The 17,571-nt window shown below is 70.9% G+C and carries 12 protein-coding genes; 6 read left to right on the top strand and 6 right to left on the bottom strand.

Going from position 1 to position 17,571, the window contains the following annotated elements; translation table 11 throughout:
* Positions 1-139 precede the first annotated feature (139 nt).
* The 3 genes from OG430_RS12265 to OG430_RS12255 all read left to right on the top strand — a co-directional run bounded on the left by OG430_RS12265 (position 140) and on the right by OG430_RS12255 (position 4,503).
* Entirely contained in the window at positions 140-1,750 is a 1,611-nt protein-coding gene (locus OG430_RS12265; protein ID WP_327352496.1) for a protein phosphatase 2C domain-containing protein, read from the top strand.
* A gap of 89 nt (positions 1,751-1,839) precedes the next feature.
* Entirely contained in the window at positions 1,840-3,582 is a 1,743-nt protein-coding gene (locus OG430_RS12260; protein ID WP_327352495.1) for a pyruvate dehydrogenase, read from the top strand.
* Between the two features lie 129 nt (positions 3,583-3,711).
* Positions 3,712-4,503: a hypothetical protein gene (locus OG430_RS12255; RefSeq protein WP_327352494.1), complete on the top strand. Its 792-nt coding sequence runs from the start codon at positions 3,712-3,714 to the stop codon at positions 4,501-4,503.
* Positions 4,504-4,772: 269 nt separating this feature from the next.
* Here OG430_RS12255 and OG430_RS12250 read toward each other — a convergent pair whose 3' ends face one another.
* Entirely contained in the window at positions 4,773-7,835 is a 3,063-nt protein-coding gene (locus tag OG430_RS12250; RefSeq protein WP_327352493.1) for an alpha-mannosidase, read from the bottom strand.
* A 216-nt stretch (positions 7,836-8,051) separates the two neighbouring features.
* Here OG430_RS12250 and OG430_RS12245 point away from each other — a divergent pair, with 216 nt between their 5' ends.
* A complete protein-coding gene (locus tag OG430_RS12245) occupies positions 8,052-8,495 on the top strand; it encodes an ATP-binding protein (RefSeq protein WP_327352492.1) in 444 nt (147 codons plus the stop codon).
* 51 nt (positions 8,496-8,546) lie between these two features.
* On the opposite strand, the gene OG430_RS12240 is transcribed toward OG430_RS12245, so the two are convergent.
* Both OG430_RS12240 and OG430_RS12235 read right to left on the bottom strand, forming a co-directional pair.
* Positions 8,547-9,599 carry a DUF2637 domain-containing protein gene (locus tag OG430_RS12240; protein WP_327352491.1) on the bottom strand — a complete coding sequence of 351 codons (1,053 nt, stop codon included), beginning with the start codon at positions 9,597-9,599 and terminating at the stop codon, positions 8,547-8,549.
* 187 nt (positions 9,600-9,786) lie between these two features.
* Complete coding sequence (locus OG430_RS12235; protein WP_327352490.1) at positions 9,787-10,650, bottom strand: (2Fe-2S)-binding protein; 864 nt, start codon at positions 10,648-10,650, stop codon at positions 9,787-9,789.
* 141 nt (positions 10,651-10,791) lie between these two features.
* Between OG430_RS12235 and OG430_RS12230 the strand changes: the two genes are divergently transcribed.
* Positions 10,792-11,541: a GntR family transcriptional regulator gene (locus OG430_RS12230; protein ID WP_327352489.1), complete on the top strand. Its 750-nt coding sequence runs from the start codon at positions 10,792-10,794 to the stop codon at positions 11,539-11,541.
* A gap of 150 nt (positions 11,542-11,691) precedes the next feature.
* On the opposite strand, the gene OG430_RS12225 is transcribed toward OG430_RS12230, so the two are convergent.
* The 3 genes from OG430_RS12225 to OG430_RS12215 form a co-directional block, all read right to left on the bottom strand.
* Positions 11,692-12,477 (bottom strand): SDR family NAD(P)-dependent oxidoreductase, encoded by a 786-nt coding sequence (locus tag OG430_RS12225; protein WP_327352488.1) that lies wholly within the window; start codon positions 12,475-12,477, stop codon positions 11,692-11,694.
* A gap of 209 nt (positions 12,478-12,686) precedes the next feature.
* Entirely contained in the window at positions 12,687-13,496 is an 810-nt protein-coding gene (locus OG430_RS12220) for a hypothetical protein (protein WP_442816481.1), read from the bottom strand.
* 221 nt (positions 13,497-13,717) lie between these two features.
* Complete coding sequence (locus OG430_RS12215; protein ID WP_327352486.1) at positions 13,718-15,394, bottom strand: PucR family transcriptional regulator; 1,677 nt, start codon at positions 15,392-15,394, stop codon at positions 13,718-13,720.
* Between the two features lie 652 nt (positions 15,395-16,046).
* On the opposite strand from OG430_RS12215, the gene OG430_RS12210 reads away from it, so the two are divergent.
* On the top strand, positions 16,047-17,531 hold the full coding sequence (locus OG430_RS12210; protein WP_327352485.1) for an NCS2 family permease: 1,485 nt from the start codon (positions 16,047-16,049) through the stop codon (positions 17,529-17,531).
* Positions 17,532-17,571: the final 40 nt, after the last annotated feature.

Below are 17,571 nucleotides of genomic sequence, written 5' to 3'. Positions count from 1 at the left end.
CAGACGGTCCGCCGGGCGTCCTTCCCGTGGGGGGTGGGGCCGCCCGGCGGACTCTTTTTTGGCTGTACGCAGCCGAGTCGCGCCCAACTATTTCCGGTTGCCCCGTTTTCGTACGGCCCTGGCTGTGGACAATAGGGGCATGAGCCAGCAGGGGGACAGGCGCACCGGTACCTCCGGCGACGGGGACGACTGGTGGGGGAAGCTGTACGACGAGTCCGACGACACCGGCCCCGTGCCGGCACCCGACACCCTGGACGACCGCTTCGACTCTGCGTTCGCCGCCTCCACGGTCTTCGCCGCGCCCGAGGAGGAAGCCGAGCCCAAACCCGAGGAGGGGCGCGCCTCCTACACACCGCCGCGCGCCCCGTGGGAGCCACTGCCCGGCGCGACCGGCGTGCGGTGCCCGACGACGTTCGGGCCCGAATTCCCGCAGCCCGCCCCGGAACCCACGCTTCCGGACCTGAACCCGCCCTCGCTTCCGGCCCACGCCCCGGGCCCGGACCACGGGTCGGCCCCCGCCTGGGGCCCGGCTTCCGCTTACGACCCGACGCGCGACCCGACCCGCGGCCCGGCTCCTGAGCCCGGCTCGACGCCCGGCCACGCGCCGCCCACCGCCCCGCCCACCGTGCCGCTCGCCGCGGCACCGCCCAGGCCCCCCGTCCCGCCGAGCCGCACCTCCACAGGGTCCCGTACCTCCACCGAGCCCGGCGCCGCGGCCGACGTACCCGAGCCGCCCGCGCCCGCCGAGGTCCCGCAACCCGCCGTGGCCCTCTCCGCCCGCCCCACCGTCGGCTACGTCGGCGACGGCCCGCCCACCTACGACGCCGAGCCCACCGCACTGCCCGCCGCCGAACCCGACGCGCTCGACGGCCTGGTGGCCGACACCGTCCTGGACGGCGCCCACTACGGGACCAGCACCCTGCGCGCCGCCTCCGTACGCGGCGACTCCGCCCGCTACCGGGGCGAGCCCCGCCGCGACTCCCTGCTCACCGCCCGCTTCGGCACCGGCGACGGCGCTCTGATCCTGGTCGCCATGGCCACCGGCGCCCGCGCCACCCCGGGCGCGCACCGCGCGGCGGCCGAGGCCTGCCGGTGGATCGGGCGGGCCGTCGGCCGCAGCCATGCCCGGCTCTCCGAGGACATCCGGGCGGCCCGGCGCGGCGACCTCAAGTCGGGCCTGCACCGCCTGACCGACCGCAGCCTCGGCAGGCTCCGCGCGAGCGCCGCCGAGCTGGGCGTGGAGCCCGAGGAGTACACCGCCACGAGCCTGCGCTGCCTGCTGATCCCGGCCGACGCGGCCTGCCGTACCCGCGTCTTCTTCGGCGTCGGCGGCGGCGGCCTGTTCCGCCTCAGGGAGGGCGAGTGGCAGGACATCGAGCCGGCGCCGGGGGAGGCGACCGGCGCGCCCGTGGTCGGCTTCGGCTCGGTCCCCGAACAGACCCCGGACGGCGACCGCCTCACCATGGACCTCGGCATCCCGACCCCCGCGAGCCCCTACGACCTCGCCGCCGAGCCGCCGCGCGAGCCCTTCCGCTTCCGCGCCTCCGTCGCCCGCCCGGGCGACACCCTGCTGCTCTGCACGGGCGGCCTCGCCGAGCCCCTGCGCGGCGAGCCCGAGCTCGCCGGACACCTCAGGCAGCGCTGGACCGAGGCCGAGCCGCCGGGCCTCACCGCGTTCCTCGCCGACACCCAGCTGAGGGTGAAGGGGTACGCCGACGACCGCACGGCGTGCGCGATCTGGGAGGCGTAACCGCGCCCGCCATGCATGGATGGACCCCAAAGGGAACTCGCAACACCGCTCGAAGCGAGCCGGAGAGCCGACCAAGGGGTGCATGATCCATGGCCAAGCAGAACGTCGCCGAACAGTTCGTCGACATCCTCGTCCGCGCGGGGGTGCAGCGCCTGTACGGAGTCGTCGGCGACAGCCTCAACCCGGTGGTCGACGCGATCCGCCGCACCCCCGAGATCGAGTGGATCCAGGTCCGGCACGAGGAGACCGCCGCCTTCGCGGCCGGCGCCGAGGCCCAGATCACCGGCAAGCTCGCGGCCTGCGCCGGCTCCTGCGGCCCCGGCAACCTGCACCTCATCAACGGCCTGTACGACGCCCACCGCTCCATGGCCCCGGTGCTCGCCCTGGCCTCGCACATTCCGTCCAGCGAGATCGGCCTCGGCTACTTCCAGGAGACCCACCCGGACCAGCTGTTCCGCGAGTGCAGCCACTACAGCGAGATGATCTCCAACCCGAAGCAGATGCCCCGCGTCCTGCAGACGGCGATCCAGCACGCGATCGGCCGCAGCGGCGTCAGCGTCATCACGCTCCCCGGCGACGTGGCCTCCGAGGCCGCCCCGGAGAAGACCGCCGAGCACGCCCTGGTCACCTCCCGGCCCACCATCCGCCCCGGCGACGCCGAGCTGGACAAGCTCGTGACGATGATCGACGAGGCGGACCGGGTCACCCTGTTCTGCGGCAGCGGCACGGCGGGGGCGCACAAGGAGGTCATGGAGTTCGCCGAGATGGTGAAGTCCCCGATCGGCCACGCACTGCGCGGCAAGGAGTGGATCCAGTACGACAACCCGTACGACGTCGGCATGAGCGGCCTGCTCGGCTACGGCGCCGCGTACGAGGCGACCCACGAGTGCGACCTGCTGATCCTGCTCGGCACGGACTTCCCGTACAACGCGTTCCTGCCCGACGACGTGAAGATCGTCCAGGTCGACGTCCGCCCCGAACACCTCGGCCGCCGCTCCAAGCTGGACCTCGCGGTCTGGGGCGACGTCCGCGAGACGCTGCGCTGTCTGACCCCGCGGGTGAAGCCCAAGGCGGACCGGCGCTTCCTCGACAAGATGCTGAAGAAGCACGCCGACGCGCTGGAAGGCGTCATCAAGGCGTACACCCGCAAGGTCGAGAAGCACGTCCCGATCCACCCGGAGTACGTCGCCTCGGTCCTGGACGAACTGGCCGCGGACGACGCCGTGTTCACGGTCGACACCGGCATGTGCAACGTCTGGGCCGCGCGCTACATCTCGCCGAACGGCAAGCGCCGGGTCATCGGCTCGTTCTCGCACGGCTCGATGGCGAACGCGCTGCCGATGGCGATCGGCGCCCAGTTCGTCGACCGCAACCGCCAGGTCGTCTCCATGTCGGGCGACGGCGGATTCTCCATGATGATGGGCGACTTCCTCACGCTGGTGCAGCACGATCTGCCGGTGAAGGTCGTCCTGTTCAACAACTCCTCCCTCGGGATGGTCGAGCTGGAGATGCTGGTGGCCGGGCTGCCGTCCTTCGGCACGACCAACGTCAACCCGGACTTCGCGGCGATCGCCCGTGCGGCCGGCGCGTACGGCGTGCGCGTGGAGAAGCCCAAGCAGCTCGCGGGCGCCCTCAAGGACGCCTTCAAGCACAAGGGCCCGGCGCTCGTCGACGTGGTCACCGATCCGAACGCGCTGTCCATTCCGCCGAAGATCAGCGCCGAGATGGTGACGGGCTTCGCTCTTTCGGCCAGCAAGATCGTCCTGGATGGCGGCGTGGGCCGAATGGTGCAGATGGCCCGCTCCAACCTGCGGAATGTGCCCCGTCTCTGACGTCGTGACAGAAATGCGGCGGTGGGCCGTACGAGTGGACTAGGCGTCCGGGCCGCGCAGTCCGGCAGGCGGCGCGGAAAGTGTCATGGGGTGACCATCACACTTTCTCCACGAAGGGCCGTGACACCCATGACCGCCTACCGCCGCGTCGCCGCTGTTGCCGTTGCAGCGCTCCTCATCTCCGGCGTGACCGCTCCGGTCGCGCTCGCCGCCACCCCTGACCGCGCCCCGGTCGCCGCCACCGTCGCGCCGTCCCCCGACACCCCGATCGTCGGCGGTCTGCTCAACCTCGACCTCACCGCCGGGCTCGACCTGGGCGCCCACGCCATCGTCGCCACGGCCGTCGACGGAGCGATCGACGCCTCGGCGTCGGCCGAGGTCAACGCCGACGCGGGTGTCGCGCTGAAGGTCCGCAAGGGCAGCAAGATCACGCACAAGAACGGCAAGATCGTCAGCGGCAAGATCCTGCTGGGCGGTGGCATCAAGCTCGGCCTCGGCAAGAAGTCCCTGCTCGTCACCGGCCTCGCGGTGGACGTCCGGACCGGTCTGATCACGGCCAAGGTCGGCGCCAAGGCCAACGTGAAGATCGGTGCCGTCGCCAACCCGGAGAGCATCGAGGTCGTCTCGGAGGAGGGCACCAAGGCCGCTGTCGTCAAGATGGGCAACGACGGCATCGTCATCGGCGCCGACCTCGTCGCGGCGATCGACGCCCGCTTCGGCACCTGCGTCCGCTCCAACATCGTCGCGGTCGCCGACCTCGGCGTCGACGCCGCGATCAACGCGGGTGTCCTGCTCAACACCAACGTCCTGCTCGACGCGGACGTGAACCTCAACGCCGACCTGGCGGTCGCGCTCGGTCTCGACGTGGACCTCAACCTGGACCTCGGCCTCGACATCTTCGCCGGGATCAGCCTGCTGTAGCCGCACCGCACGTCACCCCTTCCTGTGCCCGGTCCCGGCTTGCTGGCGGGACCGGGCACGGGTGTGCTCCGCGGGGGATGCGGGTCTATTACCGCGTGCGGTGGGTGTTTTGGCTGCGGGCCGGTGGGGGCGTTTGCGCAGTTCCCCGCGCCCCTTTGGGGCGCCCCTGTGGTGTGTCATCTGCGGGCCGGTGGGGGCTGGTCGCGCAGTTCCCCGCGCCCCTTACGGGGCACGACCCCAAGGCGCGTTCCCCGCGCCCCTTCGGGGCTCTACGCCGGGCGTAGGCGCAAGGTCAGGATTTGGAACGGTCGTAGGGACACCGCGAGGCCCTGTTCCGAGGTCTCGGCCGGACGCAGCGGTCGCTCCAGCAGATCCGTCACGTCGGCCGTTGTCGCCGGGAACGATGCCGTCAGGGTGGCGTTCGCTCGGCTGCCGCGGGATTCGTAGAGGCGGACCACCACGTCGCCGCTGCGGTCCTCCGCCTTCTTCACCGACTCCACCGTGATCGCCGGGTTGTCGACCGCGATCAGTGGCTCCACGGACGGTGTCTTCGCCACCCGCAGGGGAAGGTTGAGGGCGAGCCCCTCCGCCACCGCGTCCCCGGTGCTCGCGCCCGGCAGCAGGGCGTAGGTGAACCGGTGCGTGCCGAGGTCCGTCTCCGGGTCGGGGGAGTGCGGGGCCCGCAGCAGCGTAAGGCGCACAGTCGTGCCGAGGCCTTCGGCATGCGGCGTGCGCGTCACGTCGTGGCCGTACGTCGAGTCGTTGAGCACGGCCACGCCGTAGCCCTCCTCGGCGACGCGCAGCCAGCGGTGGGCGCAGATCTCGAAGCGGGCCGCGTCCCAGCCGGTGTTGGCGTGGGTGGAGCGGTGCACATGCCCGAACTGGATCTCGGCGGCGGACCGTTCGGCCTGTACGTCCAGCGGGAAGGCGGCCTTGAGGACCTTCTCCGACTCCTGCCAGTCCACGTCCGTGACCACGTCGACGCGCCGGCTGCCCGTCGCCAGGCGGATCTCCTGGACGATCCGGGACTTCCCGAAGGCCCGCACCACGCGCACGGTGGCCCGCAGCGGACCGGATTCGAGCAGTTCCACGGACTCGGCGGCCGTGAGGTCGGTGTGCTTGCGCCGGTAGTGCTTGTCGATGTCCCAGGCGTCCCACTTGTTGGGGTGGTCGGGGTGGAGTTGGAGGAGGTTGCCGCGGGCGCCCGGGGCGAGGGCTTCGCGGGCCGCGTTCTTGTCGAAGACGGAGGTCAGCAGGCCGTCGGTGTCGACGGTGAGGCGTACGTGCTCGTTCTCGATCAGGATTTCGCCCGCGGTCTCCCGCGCTGTCACCCCCGCCCCGGCCGGCCGCTCCTGCTGCTCGGCGAAGGTGAGGTCCTGGGTGCCGAGGCCCGGCACCACGACGTGGGCCAAGGAGCCGTCCTCCTTCTCCACGACCTCACCGCGCGCGTACGGCGAGGAGTTGAGCACACCCGTCCGTACGCCGCCGAAGGCGCGCACCGCCGTCGCGGTGATCTCGTCCAGCTCGGCGAGGACCGCCGCATAGGTGTCCCGCGCCTCCCGGTGCACCCAGGCGATCGACGAGCCCGGCAGGATGTCGTGGAACTGGTGGAGGAGGACCGTCTTCCACAGTCGGTCGAGTGCGTCGTACGGGTACTGGTACGACGCGATCCGGTCGGCGGCCGTCGTGCACCACAACTCGGCCTCCCGTAGGGCGTGTTCGGCCCGGCGGTTGCCCTGCTTGGTCTTGGCCTGGGTGGTGTACGTCGCCCGGTGCAGCTCCAGGTACAGCTCGCCCGACCACACGGGCGCCCGGTCGGCGTACTCCGTCTCGGCCGCCGCGAAGAACGCCGACGGCTTCTCGATCTCGACGCGCGGCGAGCCCTCCAGGGAGCGCAGCCGGCGGGCCTTCTCCAGCATTTCGCGGGTGGGACCGCCGCCGCCGTCGCCCCAGCCGAAGGGCACCAGGGAGCGGGTGGCGCGGCCCTTGTCGGCGAAGTTCTTCTCCGCGTGGGCGAGTTCGGCCGCGTGGAACTGCGAGTTGTACGTATCCACCGGCGGGAAGTGCGTGAAGACGCGCGTGCCGTCGATGCCCTCCCACCAGAAGGTGTGGTGAGGCATCTTGTTCGTCTGGTTCCACGACAGTTTCTGCGTCAGGAACCAGCGCACCCCGGCCAATTCGGCGAGCTGCGGAAAGGCCGCGGTGTAGCCGAAGGAGTCGGGCAGCCAGATCTCCTCCGTCTCGACGCCGAGTTCCTCCATGAAGAACCGCTTGCCGTGCACGATCTGCCGGGCCAGTGCCTCACCGCCCGGCATATTGGCGTCCGACTCCACCCACATCGAGCCGACCGGCGCCCAATTCCCGTCCGCCACCGCCTTCTTGATGCGTTCCCAGACGTGCGGTTGGTTCTCCTTCACCCAGGCGTACTGCTGGGCCTGCGAGCAGGCGAACACCAGCTCCGGATAGTCGCGGGCAAGGGCCGTCACGTTGGCGAAGGTGCGGGACGCCTTGCGCACGGTCTCGCGCAGCGGCCACAGCCAGGCCGAGTCGATGTGCGCGTGCCCGGTCGCCGACACCCGGTGCGCGCTGGCCGCCGCGGGCTGCGCGAGGACGTCGGCGAGCTCGGCGCGGGCGGCCGGCGCGGTGCCGGACACGTCGTGCAGATCGAGCGCGTCCAGCATGTCCTCGAAGGCCCGCAGGATCTGATGCCGGCGCGGCCGGTCGTCCGGCAGCTCGTGCATCAGCTCGCTGAGGACCTCGATGTCCAGCAGAAGGTGCCACACGTCCTCGTCCAGTACGGCCACATCAGCAGCGGAGAATCGGTAGATGGGGCGATCCCCTGCGGTCAGTACGTCACCGAGCTCGGTGGGCTCGAAGTCGTGCAGCACCGCCGGATTGGCGGCCGCTTCCAGGAGCAGCCGGACGGGCTCGCCGCCCTGCGCGCGGGCCGCGACCGTGAGATGACGGTTGCGCGGATGGATGCCCTTGAGGGGCACACCCGAGGCGTCGTACAGCATCCCCTCCGCCTGGAATCCGGGCCCCTCCCCGGTGAATCCCGGGTCGACGACCACCTCCACATGACGGCCGGCCCAGTCCGGGGGCACGCTGCCCTCAAGGCGGAACCAACTGGTCGACCAGGGTTTCCCCCACTCGGTGCCGATCGCGAAGGGCGCGAATTCCGCCTCCGACGCCTCGGCCACCGGCACCGGTTCGCCCGGTGCATGCCATACGGAAAGGGTCAGCGGCGCCCGTGCCGCGTACTGGGCGGGCCGGATGAACTGACGCAGGGCACGCTCCAGGCGGCCCTCCACCAGCTTTCGGTCGTCGTGCATGGCGGCTCCCTCGGGAATGGGCCTTCCCCGTCGCCGGAGAAGGCGCAGACGCGACTTCACCGCTACCTTCCCCCGGCGCGTCGGCCCGCACCCGCAGGCACTGGTTGAGGATTCGACATGCGTGCCGCGTTGGTGGAAGGGAAGCATCACCGTGTGCGTGTTCGAGCAATGCCGAGGAGGGGATCGGCAACCACATCGGATATCGGGGCGGGGGCCATGACACGGCAGGCACGAGAAGGCACAGTCGAGAGCGCGACGACGGAGGGGGAACAGACGCATCTGAGATGCATTCTGGCGCGGGCGGATCTTCGGTCGGTGGCCGAAGTGCGCCGAGCCCTGCGTGAGTTGTTACGACATTGGGGAAAGCCGGGCCGGTCCGATGTGGCCGAGCTGCTGACCAGCGAAATCGTCACGAACGCACTGGTGCACACAGATCATGACGCGGAGGTCACCGCCACCGTGGGGCCGCACCGGCTCCGGGTGGAGGTACGCGACTCCGAGGCCCACCGGCCACGCCTGCGGATACCGCTCGCCGACGACGGTACCCGTACGAACGGCCGGGGCCTGCTGCTCGTCCAGTCCCTCGCGGACGCCTGGGGCGTACGGGCCAACGGCCGGGGCAAGGTGGTCTGGTTCGAGCTGGACGGAGGGCGCGCTTGACGGCACGCGCCCTCCGGGCCGGGAGGCTGGGCGGTCCAACTCGTCGACCGCTCAGCCGAATTGACGCTCAAGGTCGTTGAGTTTCTGCTCCAGGCTGTCGAGCCGCGGCAGGGTCTGGGTGTCGTCCTCCGCCGTGAGGTCGACGGTGACGGGCGAGCCCGGTTCGCTGCCGGTCACGGCCTGCAGGGAGGGCCTGGAACGCACGGGCAGCTGATCCTGCCCGGCTATGGCAGGCTCCGTGCCGACCTGCGGCGAACCGGCTCCCTGGGATGCCGCCTCGACCTCAAGGCGGCCGCCCGAGCGGCGTCCGCCGTTCCACGCCTGGCCTCGGCTGACCGCCTTGAGGTGGGCGCGCTCCAGCTTCTCGTGCTCGCGCCTGCGGAGACGGTTCTGCGCCTTCTCCCTGCGGTCGTCGCGTACCTCTTCGACGGCCTCGTCGAGGGTGCGTACGCCCTCCAGGAGCATCAGCGACCAGGCGCCGAAGGTCTCCCGGGGCGCGCGCAGCCAGCGCACCATCCGGATCTGCGGCAGCGGACGTGGCACCAGTCCCTGCTCGCGCAGGGCGGCCCGGCGGGTCTGCTTCAGTGCCCGGTCGAACAGCACCGCGGCCGACAGCGACATCCCGGCGAAGAACTGCGGGGCGCCCGCGTGCCCCAACCCCCGGGGCGCGTGCACCCAGTTGAACCAGGCCGCGGCCCCCGCGAACGTCCACACGAGCAGGCGCGAGCCGAGCGCCGCGTCACCGTGGCTGGCCTCGCGCACCGCGAGGACGGAGCAGAACATCGCCGCGCCGTCGAGTCCGAAGGGGACCAGGTACTCCCAGCCGCCCGAGAGGTTGAGGTTCTGCTCGCCGAAGCCGACCAGGCCGTGGAAGGAGAGCGCGGCCGCCACGGCGGCACAGCAGAACAGCAGCACATAGGACGCGGTGCCGTAGAACGCTTCCTTGCGCCTTCGGCGTTCCTCGCTGCGCTCCCACGAGTCGTCGGCGGCCGCCTTCGACCCGGCGCGCTTGCCTCGCGCCAGCACCGCAACCGCCGCCAGGATGCCCAGGAGCAGTACGGCGCCGGGAAGCAGCCAGTCCAGCGATATGTCGGTCATTCTCATCTGGGGTCCCTTGCATTGCCTGAGGGCTTTTCGGGCGCCATATTGGCCCAAATCCAAAGCCGCCCAGGGCGTTTCGAGGCAAGAGGACGCCAAGGGGGTGCGAGGGGACGCAGATAGGGGATTTGCACTCGAACTACCGTCCCCAGGAAGGGTGTTGAGTTCGAGCAATCACACTCGTACGAGTGGTTCAGCGGGAGGCGGTTGCGCTCAGCTTGACGATGCGCTGCGCGTCGCACGTACGGGGACACGTCACACAGGTGTCCTCGGGACGCAGCGTGTAGAAGAGGCAGCAGCTCGCCCGGTCCCGGGTCGGCAGCGATTCGCCGTCGGGCCCGGTCAGTTCACGGAACGCCGCGGTGCCGACGTACGGCCCGGTGGTGCCCGGAAGGAGCCGCTCCAGCTCCTCCATCGCGCGCCGCTCCTCGCCGAACAGGTGGGCGAGGTACCAGAGGCTCTCGACGATCTCGTCGGTCGCCATGCCCCACAGGGCGCGCGGCCCGCGCCGCATCCGGGGACGCCATCCGTCGAGCACCGGCCCCAGGTGTTCCGCGACGGCCGTACGCACCTCCGCGCGCAGCGCCTCCTCGTCGGGCACGACCCGGGCACCCGGCAGGGCGGCCGCCGGATCGTCCGGCAGGCAGGCGAACTCCTCGACCCGTACGGCCATCCGTCCGAGCGTCCGCTGGAAGGTGACGTTCGCCACGGGCAGCCGCGGCACCCGCCGGTGCAGGAACCAGGGGATGGTGATCAGGAGGCAGGCCGGCCAGGCGTACCGGTGCAGCCCGAAGCTGGCGATGACGTCCGGCCGGGCCTGCTGCCCGTAGTCCCTGAGCACCTGCGCGTCGTCCCACGCCAGAAAGGCATCGAGAGCGGCCCCGCCTTCCGCGAGCTGGGCGGCTGCGACCCAGCCACCGCCCGACGGGGCCTGCTCACCGGCGCCGAGCTCCTGGATCCGCAGTCCGGGGAAGACCTCGGTCAGGCGCGCGTAGGCATCCGCGACGGCCGAAGGGGCCGGGCGGGCGACGTCTGGGACCAAGGTGTTCAGGGACATGCGAGGACCACCGAATCGCGATCGTTAGCAGGTTAGCCTTACCTTACCCGACGCGATTGATGTTTGAACTCTCGCCCCATCCGCCTATGGTGCTGGGGTCGGCCGGGCGGCGGCCGCGTACGCGCCCGGAGGAGGCCCCGAGTGGAGCAGGCGAGAGCCCGGCACACTCCCGACGCCTCTTCGGCCGATGCCCGGGGCCGGGTCCCCGAGCAGGCCCGCGGCGAGCACACCCACAGCGAACCCGCGCCCCCGGCCCGCGTCGCGGTCCCCGTGCAGCGGCATTCCGTACGCGGCCAGATCCTCGAGGCCCTGCGGGCCGCGCTCGTCGGCGGCGAACTCAAGCCCGGCGAGGTCTACTCGGCACCGGTCCTCGGCGAACGCTTCGGGGTCTCGGCGACCCCCGTCCGCGAGGCCATGCAGCAGCTCGCGCACGAGGGCGCCGTCGAGGTCGTGCCCAACCGGGGCTTCCGGGTCGCCGAGCGCAGCGCCCGCGAACTCGCCGAACTCGCCGAGATCCGGGCCCTGTTGGAGGTCCCCGTGATGCTCCGCCTGGCCCGTACGATCCCCGCCGAACGCTGGGCCGAGCTGCGCCCGTTCGCCGAGGCGACCTCGGTGGCGGCGGCGCGGGGCGATCTGGCGGCGTACGTCGACACCGACCGGGCCTTCCACGGCGCGATCCTCGCGATGGCGGGCAACCAGCAGCTGGTGATGGTCGCCGACGATCTCCACCGCCGCTCGCAGTGGCCCCTGATGAGCGGCCCGGTGCACCACCGCAGGGCGGACCTGGTCGCGGACGCGGCGGAGCACTCGGCGCTGCTCGAGGCGCTGGTGGCGCAGGATCTGGATGTGGTGCGGTCGCTGGTACGCGAGCACTTCACGGGTGCCCCGTAGGAGGCAGGGACAGGGTTCCGAGGTCGTGGCCGCCCGCGCTTTTTGCGCAGTTCCCCGCGCCCCTGGGGGCAGGCCCGCCGGTTCTCAAAGCGCGGGTCGCTCGTGGCTGGGCGCGCAGTTCCCCGTGCCCCTTGCGGGGCACGATTGCGCTCAGGTCGCGCTGAACCCGCCGTCCGCGAACAGGGTCTGGCCCGTGACGAAGCGGGCCGCGTCGCTCGCCAGGAAGATCGCCGGGCCGATGTGGTCCTCGGGATCTCCGTTGCGGCCGATCATCGTGCGGTCGGCCATGGCCTGGGTGCGGACCGGGTCGGCGAAGACGGGCTCGGTGAGCGGGGTCTTCACGAACGCGGGGCCCAGCGCGTTCACGCACACGCCGTGCGGGGACCAGGCTTCCGCCTGAGAGCGGGTGAGCGCGGCGATGGCGGCTTTCGACACCCCGTAGGCGCCGCTGTTGCCGAAGGCGCGGAGGGTCTGCTGCGAGGCGATGTGAATGATGCGGCCCCAGCCGCGCTCGGCCATGCGCGGGCCGAAGCGCTGGCCCAGGAGGTACGGGGCGTCCAGGTTGATCGCCATCGTGGTGTCCCAGTCGGCCTCGGTGAGGTCGTTCATGGGGGGCCTGAGGTTGATGCCGGCGGAGGTGACGAGGATGTCGATCTCGCCGTACTTCGCTGCCGCTTGGTCGGCGGCGGTGTGCAGGGCCTGCCTGTCGCCGAGGTCGGCCGCGACGTGGTCGGCCTCGTGGCCCCGGTCGCGGAGCTTGTGAACGGCTTCGCGCAGTTGCTGCTCGCGGCGGGCCATGAGCACGACTCGGGCTCCTGCCCCGGCGAGGCCTTCGGCGATGGCGTATCCGATGCCGGAGCTGCCGCCGGTGATGAGGGCGGTTCGGCCTTGCAGGCCGAAGTGCGTTTCGAGGTACGGGGTGTTGTGGCCGGTCATGGTGGCGATCATGCCTCACGTCGATTTTTCCCCCACCCCGCCCCTTCCCGTAAGGCTGCCGCCGGCTTCTAAAGATTGTCCTCAAGCGCCGGACGGGCTGATTCATGGCTGATGAATCAGCCCGTCCGGCGCTTGAGGACAAAGGGGGTCCGGGGGCGAAGCCCCCGAAGCCGTCCGTCAGGACTTTCGGGAAGGGGCGGGGTGGGGGATCAAACCGCCGCAGGCGGCGAGAGCTGCGCGGCCAGCCAAGTCGGGACTCCACCCAGCAACCGGAACAACCGCAACGCCTCAGCCCGGAGGCGCGCAGCCTCAGGCTCGGGCTCCGCGTCGGCCAGCGCAGCCAGCGCGGGGGCCGTCCCGACCAGATAGCCCAGTTCCTCCCGGATGCGGAGCGACTCCGCGAAGCCGTGCCGGGCCTCCGCCAACTCGCCCTCCCGCAGGGCAAGCCCGGCCAGATGACGCCACGTGAAGGAGAGCAGCAGGGGATCCCCCTGCGCCGTGGCCCCGGCATGGGCCCGCCGATACGCCGCGAGCGCAGCCTGCGGCGCATCCGCCAAATGCTCGGCGATCAAGCCCCGCCGATAGTCGAGCAGCGGCCGCCCCGCCGCCTGAGGGGCAAGCAGCGCAGCGGCCCGCCCCAGCGCGGCCCGCGCCTCGTCGGCCCGGTCCCGCACTCCGAGCACGGTCGCGGCGTAGGCGAGCTGCCCCCGCTCGCACGCGGCAGCGCCCCGCGCGTCGTCCGATTGGGCAAGGGCCTCCGCCGTACGCAGCGCGTCCTCGGCCTCGGGCCAGCCGGCCGCGGTGAACAGACAGCGCTCCACGAGGAGGGCGGCGCGCTGCAGGGCCGCGTCCGGGCTCTCGTCCCGTTCGAGCAGAGCCGCCGCATCGGTCCAGCAGCCGCGTGAGCGCAGCCGCCATACCGCGGTCTGGAGGGCGGTTGTCCTCGATGAGGCCGGGGCCGGAGCTGGGACCTCCGGATGGGACACGGAACCAGAACCAGACATGGCGGTATCCGCCACATTCCCCTCCCCAGGAGCGCGCCATTGAGCTGTGACCCGCATCTCAACATGAATCCCTGTCAGGAGCCAAGGGGCTGGGTGAAAGAATTCACAAACTGACCGACTTTGACGATCTTCTCGAGTTCGCCCCGAGTTCTTCCGCATAGCGGAAAGCGCCCGGCACCTCGTGGAGGTTCCGGGCACTTTCGGCAACGTAAAACGGGCAAGGCGGACAGGTCCGGCTAGCTCATCCGCAGGGCCAGGAAGAAGTCCAGCTTGTCCTCAAGGCGCGAAAGGTCGCGGCCGGTCAGCTGCTCGATGCGGCCCACCCGGTAGCGCAGCGTGTTCACGTGCAGGTGGAGGCGGGTCGCACAGCGCGTCCAGGAGCCGTCGCAGTCGAGGAACGCCTCCAGGGTCGGGATGAGCTCGGCCCGGTGGCGCTGGTCGTAGTCGCGCAGCGGGTCCAGGAGGCGGGCCGTGAAGGCGCGGCGTACGTCGTCCGGGACGAACGGCAGCAGCAGGACGTGCGAGGCCAGCTCCTGGTGCCCGGCGGCGCAAACCCGGCCCGGGCGTGCGGCGGCCACGCGGCGGGCGTGCCTGGCCTCCTCCAGGGCGCCGCGCAGGCCCTCGGCGGAGTGCACGGCGGCGCTGACGCCCAGGGTGAGCCGGCCGTCGTCCGACAGGCCCGCGGTGAGCGGGTCGCGGACCGTCTCCAGGAGGGAGTCCGCGACCAGGACCGGCTCCTTGCCGTCCTGCTCGGCGGCGACCGCGGGCAGCGGTACCAGGGCGATGGCTTCGTCCCCGGTGTGCGCGACGGCGATGCGGTCGGACGGCTCGGGGCCCGCGGCGAGCGGGTCGACCAGGATCTCCTCGAGCAGCGACTGGGCGACCGGGCCGCCCTCGATCTCGCCGCCGTCCCACTCGACACGTGCCACCACGACCTGCCAGTGCGGGGCCGCACCGAGGCCGGGCAGGAGCACGGGCGCCGCGACCCGAAGGCGGGCGGCGATCTCGGCCGGTGCGGCGCCGGTCTGGACGAGCTCCAGGACCTCCTGGGCCAGTCGGCGACGTACCGTACGGGCCGCGTCGCGGCGGTCGCGTTCGACGGCGATCAGCTGGGTGACGCCCTGCAGCAGGTCGAGGCGCTCCTCCGCCCAGTCACCGGCGTCCGCCTCGACGGCGAGCAGCCAGTCCGAGAGGACCGTCTCGCGCACGTCGCGGGAGGCGGCGTTGCCGCGGCCGCTGCTGCGGATCGGGAAGAGGCTGTACGTCGCGCCGTTCACGGTCAGCCGGTGCGGTCCGCGGCGCCCCGTGCGGGCGGCCGCCAGGTGTTCGGCGGCGAGCTTCGCGCAGATCTCGGGCGCCAGCGGCTGGCTGCCCGCGCTGCTGGAACCGGCGATGGGGCGGCCCGCGGGGGAGAGCACCCAGGCGCGCAGGTCCAGGTCGGTGCCGAGCAGGTCGAGGACCACGTCGGGGCCGCCACCGGCCGGGCCCGAGGTCATCAGGCGGCGGTGCCGGTCCACCACGGCGGCGAGATCGCCGACGCGCTCGCCGGACACCTGGCGCACCACGTGCTCGGTGATTGTGGCGAAGGCCACGCGCTCATTCACTGCGAAAAGCGGCAAACGGTGCCGGACGCAGGCTGCCACCAGGTCGTCGGGGATGTCGCCGACCTCGGCCTCGCCGGCCGCGAGGGCGGCCGCGCCGGTGGACGCGAGGATCCGCACGAAGGGCTCGGAGTCCGAGGCGTCGCGCCGCCAGGCGAGGCCGGTGAGGACCAGTTCGCCGCCCGTCAGGTAACGGCTGGGGTCCCTCAAGTCCGTTGTCATCACACCGCGCACGGTGCGGTCCAGCTCTTCTTCGCCGCCGAGCAGGCGCAGACCGAGCGCGTCGGTTTCCAGGAGTGCGCGCAGCCGCATGGTCGTCGCCGCCGTTTCTTGTCTTGATCTTGTCGCTGACCTGTGCCGATCGTTTCGGCAGGGGCGCGGGGAGGTTACTGAGTTCTACCTTTCATACGAATCTACAAGATGGACCCGGCTACCAGCCAACTCCTTCATGGTTTCCGTGACTGACCGGGACCAAGGACCTGCAGGTGTACTGACGCTATTCCGCGTTAACAGCACGTGAACGAGTCGGTCGAGGGACTTAGGTCCTCTGGCTCGAAACGAACGACCCGATACCAACGAAGAGGCCTCCCATGGACTTCCTTCTCCCCGCAAGCCGGAGTGGGCGCTCGCCGCAGGGCCCTTCGGTATCCCCCAAGACGCCGGTCCGCCCGGAACACCTCACCGGCACGTGATCGCAAGGGGCGGGGGGCCGCATCCGCAGGGATGTCCCTCCACCCCAGGACCTCAGGGTGACGACGAGGTCGAGGAGTCATAGGTCAAGTCTCCGGCAGGGAACGGCACACCGTTCCGCTCGCCTTCACCCAGGGGCCCAAATACCGCACCGCTCGCGGTATCGCAGCACCACCCCGTATGCCTCGGGCCGTCCCCCGGGTCGTGCAGTCCTGAGCAATCCCAAATCTCGCGCTCATGCGGGTGCCCCTATGAACCTTGGGAAGTAGGCACCATGACCCAGCAGTACACCGAGCCTTCGAAGGCCGACTCGTCCCCCGACGCAGGCGTAGGTGCGCCTCCGCCGGCCGGCGGTTCGTGGCTCGACCGGTATTTCCGAATTTCGCAGCGCGGATCGACCGTCGGTCGGGAGGTGCGTGGCGGCATCACCACCTTCATGGCGATGGCGTACATCATCCTGCTGAACCCGATCATCCTCAGCGGTGCCAAGGACGTCACTGGCGCTCAGCTCAGTGTCTCCCAGCTCATCACCGCGACGGCGCTGGCCGCCGCGGCCACCACCATCGTGATGGGCTTCGTGGGTAACGTCCCGCTGGCTCTGGCGGCGGGACTCAGCGTTTCGGCCGTGATGGCCTTCCAGGTCGCCCCGCAGATGACGTGGGGCAACGCGATGGCCATGTGTGTGATCTACGGCGGCATCATCGTGCTGCTGGTGATCACCGGCCTGCGCGAAATGATCATGAATGCCATCCCCTTGGCGATCAAGCACGCGATCACCATGGGCATCGGCCTCTTCGTCACCCTCATCGGTCTGGTCCAGGCCGGCTTCGTGACCTCGATGCCGAGCGCGCCCGGTGCCATGTACGGCAAGCCCATCCAGCTCGGTCTCGACGACAAGCTCGTCGGCTGGCCGGTCGTCTGCTTCGCGGTCACCGTTCTGCTGATCTTCGCCCTCCTGGTCCGCAAGGTCCCGGGCGCGATCCTCATCGGCATCGTCGGCGGCTCCGTCTTCGCGGCGATCGTCCACCAGGCCGCCGGTCTGAAGGCGAAGGACTGGGGCATCAACGCCCCGACGCTGGACTTCGGTCACCTCGTCGAGTCGCCCGACTTCGGTCTGTTCGGCAAGGTCTCCTTCAGCGGTATCGGTGACATCAGCGCCATCACCGTCGGCACCATCGTCTTCACCCTGGTCCTGGCGGGCTTCTTCGACGCCATCGGCACCATCATCGGCATCGGCCAGCAGGCCGGCCTCGCCGACAAGGAAGGCAAGATGCCGGGCCTCAACAAGGCCCTCGCCATCGACGGTGCCGGCGGCATCGTCGGCGGTATCGCGGGTGCCTCGGGCCAGACCGTGTTCGTCGAGTCCACCGCGGGTGTCGGCGACGGTGCGCGCACCGGCTTCGCCAGCGTCATCACCGGTCTCGGCTTCGCGCTGTGCCTCTTCTTCACCCCGCTCGCGCAGGCCATCCCCACCCAGGTCGCCGCCGCCGCGCTGGTCGTCATCGGCTCGATGATGATGTCCACCGCCAAGCACATCGACTGGAACGACCAGTCCGTCGCCATCCCGGTGTTCCTCACCACCGTCCTGATGCCCTTCACCTACTCGATCACCGCGGGTATCGCGGCGGGCATCATCGCGCACGTCCTGATCAAGGCCGTGCAGGGCAAGGTGCGGGAGATCGGCTGGCTGATGTGGGTGCTGGCCGTGGTCTTCGTGGCCTTCTTCTCGCTGCACGCGATCGAGGGCTGGTTGAAGTAATCGAGGGCCGGCCCAAGTATGGGGCCAGCCTTGATTGCAG

Source organism: Streptomyces sp. NBC_01304, assembly GCF_035975855.1.
Taxonomy (GTDB): domain Bacteria; phylum Actinomycetota; class Actinomycetes; order Streptomycetales; family Streptomycetaceae; genus Streptomyces.
The sequence above is the reverse complement of the archived record's forward strand: the minus strand, read 5'-3'. Positions and strand labels throughout refer to the sequence as shown.

Coding starts and splice junctions, on each gene's coding strand:
- OG430_RS12265 (WP_327352496.1), top strand. CDS start 140: ATGAGCCAGCAGGGGGACAGGCGCACCGGTACCTCCGGCGACGGGGAC.
- OG430_RS12260 (WP_327352495.1), top strand. CDS start 1,840: ATGGCCAAGCAGAACGTCGCCGAACAGTTCGTCGACATCCTCGTCCGC.
- OG430_RS12255 (WP_327352494.1), top strand. CDS start 3,712: ATGACCGCCTACCGCCGCGTCGCCGCTGTTGCCGTTGCAGCGCTCCTC.
- OG430_RS12250 (WP_327352493.1), bottom strand. CDS start 7,835: ATGCACGACGACCGAAAGCTGGTGGAGGGCCGCCTGGAGCGTGCCCTG.
- OG430_RS12245 (WP_327352492.1), top strand. CDS start 8,052: ATGACACGGCAGGCACGAGAAGGCACAGTCGAGAGCGCGACGACGGAG.
- OG430_RS12240 (WP_327352491.1), bottom strand. CDS start 9,599: ATGAGAATGACCGACATATCGCTGGACTGGCTGCTTCCCGGCGCCGTA.
- OG430_RS12235 (WP_327352490.1), bottom strand. CDS start 10,650: ATGTCCCTGAACACCTTGGTCCCAGACGTCGCCCGCCCGGCCCCTTCG.
- OG430_RS12225 (WP_327352488.1), bottom strand. CDS start 12,477: ATGACCGGCCACAACACCCCGTACCTCGAAACGCACTTCGGCCTGCAA.
- OG430_RS12215 (WP_327352486.1), bottom strand. CDS start 15,394: ATGCGGCTGCGCGCACTCCTGGAAACCGACGCGCTCGGTCTGCGCCTG.
- OG430_RS12210 (WP_327352485.1), top strand. CDS start 16,047: ATGACCCAGCAGTACACCGAGCCTTCGAAGGCCGACTCGTCCCCCGAC.